Source organism: Chamaesiphon sp. OTE_8_metabat_110, assembly GCF_031382685.1.
Lineage (GTDB): Bacteria > Cyanobacteriota > Cyanobacteriia > Cyanobacteriales > Chamaesiphonaceae > Chamaesiphon.
Window position 1 is genome coordinate 1 of sequence record NZ_JANMZA010000404.1, and the last position, 7,416, is coordinate 7,416.

8 protein-coding genes are annotated in these 7,416 nt (G+C 46.8%); 3 read left to right on the top strand and 5 right to left on the bottom strand.

Annotated elements, in window-relative coordinates:
• Positions 1-293: 293 nt before the first annotated feature.
• Positions 294-1,049, top strand: coding sequence for a 4'-phosphopantetheinyl transferase superfamily protein (locus tag RMO52_RS14745; protein WP_310415559.1), 756 nt, complete (start codon positions 294-296; stop codon positions 1,047-1,049).
• 86 nt (positions 1,050-1,135) lie between these two features.
• Here the strand turns inward: RMO52_RS14745 and RMO52_RS14750 are convergent, their stop codons facing one another.
• Positions 1,136-2,098, bottom strand: coding sequence for a hypothetical protein (locus tag RMO52_RS14750; protein WP_310415561.1), 963 nt, complete (start codon positions 2,096-2,098; stop codon positions 1,136-1,138).
• A gap of 416 nt (positions 2,099-2,514) precedes the next feature.
• Here RMO52_RS14750 and RMO52_RS14755 point away from each other — a divergent pair, with 416 nt between their 5' ends.
• The gene (locus RMO52_RS14755; protein WP_309739358.1) at positions 2,515-2,646 is read left to right on the top strand and encodes a hypothetical protein; all 132 of its coding nucleotides are present in this window, start codon (positions 2,515-2,517) and stop codon (positions 2,644-2,646) included.
• Positions 2,643-3,911, top strand: coding sequence for a pitrilysin family protein (locus RMO52_RS14760; protein ID WP_310415565.1), 1,269 nt, complete (start codon positions 2,643-2,645; stop codon positions 3,909-3,911). The genes RMO52_RS14755 and RMO52_RS14760 overlap by 4 nt, the downstream gene beginning before the upstream one ends.
• A 117-nt stretch (positions 3,912-4,028) precedes the next feature.
• On the opposite strand, the gene RMO52_RS14765 is transcribed toward RMO52_RS14760, so the two are convergent.
• The 4 genes from RMO52_RS14765 to RMO52_RS14780 form a co-directional block, all read right to left on the bottom strand.
• Entirely contained in the window at positions 4,029-4,370 is a 342-nt protein-coding gene (locus tag RMO52_RS14765; protein WP_310415568.1) for a hypothetical protein, read from the bottom strand.
• A 297-nt stretch (positions 4,371-4,667) separates the two neighbouring features.
• The gene (locus RMO52_RS14770; RefSeq protein ID WP_309743116.1) at positions 4,668-6,209 is read right to left on the bottom strand and encodes a SagB/ThcOx family dehydrogenase; all 1,542 of its coding nucleotides are present in this window, start codon (positions 6,207-6,209) and stop codon (positions 4,668-4,670) included.
• A gap of 19 nt (positions 6,210-6,228) precedes the next feature.
• On the bottom strand, positions 6,229-6,756 hold the full coding sequence (locus RMO52_RS14775) for a hypothetical protein (protein ID WP_309743118.1): 528 nt from the start codon (positions 6,754-6,756) through the stop codon (positions 6,229-6,231).
• 123 nt (positions 6,757-6,879) lie between these two features.
• Positions 6,880-7,206, bottom strand: a complete 327-nt coding sequence (locus tag RMO52_RS14780; protein WP_310415571.1) for a 2Fe-2S iron-sulfur cluster-binding protein — start codon at positions 7,204-7,206, stop codon at positions 6,880-6,882.
• Positions 7,207-7,416: the final 210 nt, after the last annotated feature.

Consider the following 7,416-nt stretch of genomic DNA (forward strand, 5'->3'; position numbering starts at 1 on the left):
AGAAAAATTACCCCCCCAAGATCGCGGCGACGATCTACCCATCCGCACAGAGTAATAGTTTCGCCAATTTGTTCGGTGCGGATCGTACCGCAATAATGGGTTCGCATATGCTAAATCTAATTCGATGACAATTACTGTAACCCGATTTCATCCTGAAGAGGCGTGGTGAAATCTATTCTCTTCCCAACCGTCATTACTAATGCTGGCGATCGCCGCCAACACGGGTAAATGTGAATGGGAGTAAAATGGGTTGCCTCTAATTATCTACCATTCCCTGTCCCCCCGATCCAAGCATGTTGATGTTATCCGAATCCGATGTTCATGTTTGGAGTACCAATCTCGATCGCCCGCCAGCGCAAATCGACACGTTTAAGCAATTTCTCAGTACCTCCGAACGCCAGCGGGCGGCTAAATTTATCAATCCGACTCATGGAAATCGCTGGATCGTGGCACGGGGCTATTTACGACAGATTTTGAGTCAGTATCTCGATCTGACCCCAGCCGAGATCGTTTTTAATTATGGGGAGCATGGCAAACCCGCGTTGGCGAAGCCTCTCTGCGCAGGCAGACGCTTCGCCAACGGAACGAGAATCGCGGATCGTCAGATCGAGTTTAATCTATCCCATTCTCGCGATCGCGCCGTCTATGGTGTCAGTGCCAAAAATCCGATCGGGATCGATATCGAATATATTCACCCCTTACCCGCAGGGGATTTAGTCGATCGCTTTTTTTCACCCGCCGAGCAAGCTCTCTTTCATAGCCTCCCTAGTGACATTCAACAGGCAGCATTTTTTCATGCCTGGGTACAGAAAGAAGCCTATCTCAAAGCCTGTGGCACGGGCTTACATACGCCATTGGACAAAATCGAAGTCTCGATCGATCCGCGTACTCCTGCGGCGATTGTGGCTGCATCTGGAGCGGCAAGTTGGCAGATGCAAAAGCTAGATATTTCCCCAGAATACGCTAGTGCGATCGTCATTGTGGGCGATCGCAATTTTACCGTTCGGACGATCGCCTCACGATCGGAAATCCTGAAGTGGGAAAAATAAGTTGAGAAAGTGTCGCTAATTTGAGGCGTGACATGTAAGTTTTTGTAGTAAATTACAACTCCCACCTCCCAACTCCCATCTCCCATCTAAAAGTCATCATAGAAGCTAGGCTCGGAATTTTGCTTGCGGGCTAACATGTACTCGAATTCGATACTGGCAGCTACCCCAAACAGGATTGCACCCAGAATCCAAAATACCTCTAACATGAAGCCACCTTGATAGTCTTGAATGTGATTTCCGGCATATGCAAGCCACATATCGGCAATGTAGTAGCAGACGATCGCTAAAGCATTGGTCTGCCAAGCACTACTGAGCCGTCCGCCCCAAAAAGCCAAAGTCATTACGATAGCCAGGGCAAACAAAAACACATCACTCCAGACATAAAAAAGATTTAACTTCTGTCCGTAAGGCTTGAGGAGTCGATCGAATGTCACGATCGGCTCCGGTGCTGGAGTCGCAGGTGTTTCTGCTGGCTGGATCTCAGGTGCCATCGCCGCAGTCGCTACCGCCTGGGTTTGAGAGATCGCCACAGGCGGGGCAGGTGGCTTGAGTACCCACATCAAAATGACTGCCGCGTAAGTACTAATGCCAGCTACCAGCGACCATTGATAGATATTTAACCTCACCTGCTTACTCACGAGCATCCCCAACATCCCGATGGACAAACAGATATAGAAAATCACGAAAAATGGATCGCCCAGCGAACCAGTCGAATTGAGATGCCACACCAATTCCCACGAGCTAAAGAAGATATTTCCCGTAAAATAAGATAGTAAAGCAATCCCAATAAACAACCATACCTGACTACCACTGGGCATCCGCCGACTCAGGCCGTTCCGCAGACACAATAAACCAGCTACTAATGTCGGCACATTTTGCAAGATATACGCGGTAAAAATCCGATACCAAAATGGTCGATCCCCGCCCGCTGGGCCGCTAAAAAAGACATAAGTAAACAGGGATAATGCTGCCCAGCCAAATGCTAAATAGATGGCATTATCTTTGCGCCACAGATGTTCGTATCGCCCGAGTGTTTTGGAAATATTCATATAATTACGTGCTGTGCGTCAAAGCGGTTCAAATTGTAGTCGGTGCAGATAATATTTATAGTTACTTAACTACTACTAATTGCTAGTATTCCCATTCTTCAAACCATTAATCAAAAGTATCTAGACTCGATCGGCTAATTTTCTTGGCTCTCCTGCTATTTTGGGGAAAATGGCTAAATTACATGTCAACCCTTTCCTGTCATCAAAACCCCTTTCCCCTTTCAAGAGGAGCGATCTGTGCCTGTGGGTCTACTATACTGGTACTGTAGTTGACTACTACTAAGCAGCAAGTCCGAATCGATGCCAGCGAGGTGGCTAGCCCGATTAGTCTCGTTGGCTCAGTTGAAGATCTGTAGGTTGGGTTGCGGATGCGCGCTCTGGAGGTTTCCTCCAGATTGAGCGCACCAAGCAGAAGAATGAAACTAGGGCATACCCAACAAAGTTCCTTTCATCCCTTAGACGACATTTCTGTCGGCTGGCGATACTCGGAACGAGCATCGCCAGCACAAGCAGTAGTAGACTTATTTAGCAGGAACAAATTGCCGTGACCAATCAAATCGATCGCCCCACCGTGCGCACATTGCCCAGCGGATTGACTATTATTGCCGAACAGATGCCTGTCGAGGCAGTCAATCTGAATATTTATCTCAATGTCGGTTCGTTCCAAGAAACCGATGCGATTAATGGGATGGCACACTTCCTCGAACATATGGTGTTCAAAGGTACCTCGCGACTCGCCGCTGGCGAATTCGAGCGGGCAATCGAAGAACGTGGTGCGGTCACAAATGCGGCGACGAGTCAAGACTATACACACTACTACATCACCACCGCACCCAAAGATTTTGCCGCATTAGCGCCACTCCAGATCGATGTCGTTACCAATCCGCGCATTCCCGAGGATGATTTCGATCGGGAAAAAATGGTCGTGCTGGAAGAAATTCGCAGATCGCATGATAGTTCCTCGCGCCGTATCTATCAACACGCGATCGAAGTCGCATTTGCTAAATTACCATATCGGCGATCGGTATTAGGCCCAGAGTCGGTAATTGAAGGCGTTACGGCACAACAGATGCGCTATTTTCACGCCACCCATTATCAACCAGCGGCAATGACTGCCGTCGCCGTGGGCAATTTACCCGTCGAAGAATTAATCGATATCGTCGCTGATGGTTTTGCCTCGCAAACTGGTACGATTTCTGCTGCGGAATTTGTCGGCAAAAAGTCTCATCCCACCCCCGAGCCACCCTTTGGGCGGATCGTTCGCAGACAGCATATCGATCCCAGTCTCCAGCAAGCCAGATTAATTATGGTCTGGCGCGTTCCTGGCTTGCTAAATTTATCCGAAACTTACCCGCTCGATATCTTAGCAGCGATCCTCAGCTCGGGACGCACTTCGCGATTGGTAAAGGAACTACGGGAAGAACGTCAACTAGTAAATAGCATCAGCGTCAGCAATATGAGCAACCGGGTTCAGGGCTTATTTTACCTCAGTGCCCAGTTACCGAGCGAAAATATCCCCCAAGTCGAGCGAATTATTACCCAACATATCGCCCAGCTCCAAAATACGCTAGTTACTGAAACTGAAATCGCCCGCATCCGCCGTCAAGTCGCCAATCGCTATATCTTTGGCACCGAAACTCCCAGCGATCGCGCGGATCTTTACGGTTATTATCAGTCTGTAGTCGGCGATCTCACGCCTGCACTGAATTATCCCCAGCAGATCCAAGCACTAGACGCCAAAACCATCCAACTCGCCGCCCGCCAGTATCTTTCGCCCACTGCCTATGGGGTTATTGCTGTGAAACCTGAGTAAATTAGTGGATAGTGGATGGTGATTTTCCTGACGAGATCGCTTTTATTCTGTTAGAAGAAGACCGTAGGGTGTGTTATCCCGTAGGGTAACGCACCAAAAATAATAGACTTCACAGACCTACTTAATCACTTTTACAGTTTTGACCTGCAAAGGTTGACCGACTTGGCAGATCGTCACCATATCCGACTTAGGGATGCCGCTAATCCGGACTCTAGTGCCGTCAATTTTGGGAAACTTGCCCATCAATTCGTATTTTTGACCGTTATCGGCAGCAAGTTGATAACAGGTACCTTCTACTGCCAATTTTTTAATCGTGCCAGTCAGATCTATCGTCGCTGACTTAACTTTGGTCGAGCCAGTCATGGGAGTTGCTAGTGCGGGTGACAGGGGTACTAATAACCCCATTGCCCAAATCGCTCCCAAGACTGAGATCCAAATTTTAGTTACTTTAGCTGGCATAAATGTTAGCTCCGATCCCAATAGACGTTAATAACAATCGATCGATCCGATCTTAGCCCAATCTTCGATCGCACGGCCAATATCCTCGCTAAAACGATCGCAGCCAGACATCTCGATCGCTATCCTAATGCAATGGAGGCGATAAAAGCGATCGATTCCCTCTTGGCACCATCCGCCCGAAGCAAAAGTACCCTAACTATTAAATTTCACCCTACTCCTGCGCCCTTATCACAGCCACAGCAGCCTACACCACCAAAACGATCGAGCAATTGAAAAAATGGGGTGTTGCCACAAATTTTACGCTGGACGACCCAAAGTGGTAATATACAACACAGCTTCATCTTCAGGAATGCCTAGAACTTCATTGACGCGATCGTCAAAGAATCCCGCAATCCCACTAACGCCGACATCGAGACGAATTGCGGCTAGATTGATTCTTTGTCCCAGATGTCCGGCATCTAGATGTAAATAACGATACACGCGATCGCCATATTTTTGGACTGCTGTTTTGAGGTTGGCGGCATGAAAAATTACCGCGCCAGCATCGCGTCCTAATTCTTGCCCCAAGCAGAGATAGTGCAATTCTTGCCGGAAGTTGTTAAACCGAATCTGTCGCAGCTCTTGCGCTTTGGGCGCGTAGTAATAGCACCCTTCTTCTAATCCAGCTACCCCCGACACTGCTACAAAAGTCTCGATTAAATCTAGGTCGAAATAAGTAGGATTAGAGTCTAAATTTTGGTCGCTATAATGTGCGGGATGATAAGTAAAATCTAGGATCGATTTGAGTTCGTCAAGCGTTAATTCTGCACCTGAATAGGCACGAGTCGATCGACGTTTGAGGATCGTATCTTCTAATCCAGATAAGGGAATTGGCTGAGGTTCATTAATAGTAGAACTTTTTTGCCATTGAATTGGCGACCCAACTGTTGAGATTTTCAGACAAAAAGGAAAGTTATATTTATCATCTAATTGAGTGGTATTAATCTCTGCTGGGTTCGCAGGTAGCTGACTGAATTTAGTAATTTCAGTCATTTGATGGCAATATTGTAATAATTCTCCATCAGCGACTTCTGGATATTCTAAGTTAATTCTGGAGGGTAATCCTGACGGAAAAGCCGCGATCGCTGGATCGGGATGCACAGTGAGATCGATACAGGGAATGACTGTTACCGCACCTTCTGTTTCCGAATTAAGATATAGTAATTCATCGATCTGCCGATCGATAAAACCGCCGATAAAATAGGGTCGAAACTTATTCATCGAGCCAGATAATTCGATATTTCCGAGCAAGTGTCCGGTATCGAGAAAAATTCGCCGATATGCTCGATCTTGATAGCGCCATGCCGATCGATAAAAGACCGCAGTCGTAATCAGAGCTAAATCCGCCAGCATCAATGCGGGATGATTGAAACAAGCAACTTGGATATTTTGCCAAACATCATTCGACCAAAAATGAACGAGAGTATGATCCTTAACTTGGTAATTGTATAATCCGGCGGGTAATAAGCCATTACCTTTTGATACTAAATAAATCTCGGCTGGGTACAGGCCGCCCGCCGATGGAGCCGCCCGTAGATACATCGGCTCGCCCATCGTCTGAATCCGTGCTGTCAGCCCATAACTACATAACAGAAACATCGACAATCTCTGCCACCAATAGCTGTCATCATCTTGTTTGGTCGATTGTAAATATGGTTTGAGATCGTAAACTGTGCCGATCTTATATTCCTTGTATGATGACGGTTGTTGGCTCCAGTCTAGGCTATGACTCTTGGCTGCAATCGTCTCTGGATCGTATTTTGTCCGCTGGTGATAGTGTTGAGCAAATGAGTCAACCATAATAATTATTAATTGTAAATTATATTGACATTGCTGTCCAAATCGTCCAAGTATCGGTTAATAATAAAAATCCAGTCAATACTAATAAGGCAAAATACATCCAAGGTTGGGAGAGTGGATAAACATCTGTGGTATCGATGTCCGTATATTTTTGAATTAATTGTACTAATCGATTGAAACCTGCCACCCGCATCGGCAGCAAAAAACCTTCACCATTGGCATTAATAAAATAATAAACTAATCCACCCTGCCCCGTCGTCCGCATTTTTAAATCTTTAACATCGCTCCAAGCCAAATCCCAGCTTTTGGTAAAAAACCTCGGTACCCAGCTCGGATAATTGACTTGAATAGATCGATCGTCTACGACTACCCGCTGACTCAAGGCCCCCTGTAGTGCCACAAATCCCAATCCAATCCCCACCCATAGCAGCCATGCTGGTACCTCGGCATGGGTGAATGTCGCGAGGAAAGGGAGGGGAATCATGAGGGAGATGTACAGTAGGCTCAAGGTGATTCTGATGAGTGGGGCAATGTGGAAAGTCATCATTAGGTTTTAGGTTTTAGGCTTTAGTTTTTAGGGAATAACAAGCAAATAAGCTTCCAAATTGTAGGGTGGGCAGTGCCCAACGCATAAGTTTCAGGCGATCGAAATGTTTTGAAGACGCGATTTTTACCAGGCTCGATCGAGTCCCTGTCCCCAAAAAGCTGTAAATTTATGCACGGTAATATCGCCTAAAACTTGAGTTTGACAAGCCAGCCGCAGATTGCGAGTTGAAGTGTGCGGCGGGAAGGCGCGTCTGGCGGTATCTTTCCAATTTGGGGCAGATACCTCACCCTCGATTTCAACCGCACAGGTGCCACAGGTGCCAATTCCCATACAATTCACGAACTTAGCATTACCATTGTAGAGATCTACCCCATTCGCGAGTAATACTTGGCGGAGATTAGCTCCAGTTTCGCAGGTAAAGTTTTTTCCTTGGGCGGTGACTTTGGGCATGGGAGAGGGGAGAGGGGAGAGGGGATAGGGGTTAGAGAATTCCCCTGATGGTTTAGAGACAAGACAGCGAGGAGGGTTTTAGCTGAACGAATCGCACTTAAACTTTTACTGCATATTCAGGCGAAGTGCTACATTAACGAATAAATTTAAAGCTGATTCTATTTTCACGCAATTTATCACAGTAGTCACTCCTTCTACCCCCAACTCCCA